The organism is Sebaldella sp. S0638 (genome assembly GCF_024158605.1).
Lineage (GTDB): Bacteria > Fusobacteriota > Fusobacteriia > Fusobacteriales > Leptotrichiaceae > Sebaldella.
Map to the genome: position 1 here is coordinate 1 of NZ_JAMZGM010000136.1, position 564 is coordinate 564.

The 564-nt window shown below is 29.6% G+C and carries 2 protein-coding genes; both read left to right on the top strand.

The window, feature by feature from the left end; genetic code table 11:
• The first annotated feature begins 128 nt into the window (after positions 1 to 128).
• Positions 129 to 356 (top strand): hypothetical protein, encoded by a 228-nt coding sequence (locus NK213_RS17980; protein ID WP_253351778.1) that lies wholly within the window; start codon positions 129 to 131, stop codon positions 354 to 356.
• A gap of 10 nt (positions 357 to 366) precedes the next feature.
• Entirely contained in the window at positions 367 to 528 is a 162-nt protein-coding gene (locus tag NK213_RS17985; protein ID WP_253351780.1) for a hypothetical protein, read from the top strand.
• Positions 529 to 564 lie beyond the last annotated feature (36 nt).

A 564-nucleotide genomic window follows, 5' to 3' on the forward strand; every position in this document is an offset into this window, starting at 1 on the left:
TTATCTGATACTGCAGCTAAATTTAGTGAAAAATATAAAAAATCAAGAAAATGGAATTATGCATTAGGAGTATGTCTAGCATTAGTAACAATAGGAACAGGATTAATAATCTTTCTATAGGAGGCATGATGTTTTACAGAGTATCGGATGCAAAAGGTAAGAAGGATCGAATATATAATGTGAAAAAAATAAATTACATAAGCAGAAATAAAAATAAAATTCGGATACACTACAATATTTGGACAGATGAATTAAAATCAGAAACAGAAGAGGAAGCCATAGATTTTATGGATAATATGCATGAACAATTAAATAAAAAAGGGATATTCAGAAGAATACTGGATATATTAATATAAGGAGGACACGATGAAAGACTGGAAAAAAGGATATTACTTAGAGGGTATATATAGACTGATAGAATTATATAAAAAGAAAAGCAGTGGGAAAAAACAGAAGATACGTTGCACACGAAAAAAGAAGGCAAGGAAGAAAAAGAGAAAGACTTACGGGAAAAATAAGAAAAGATAGAAGGTTCTGATATGGAAGAACTAAAAACAGGGATAG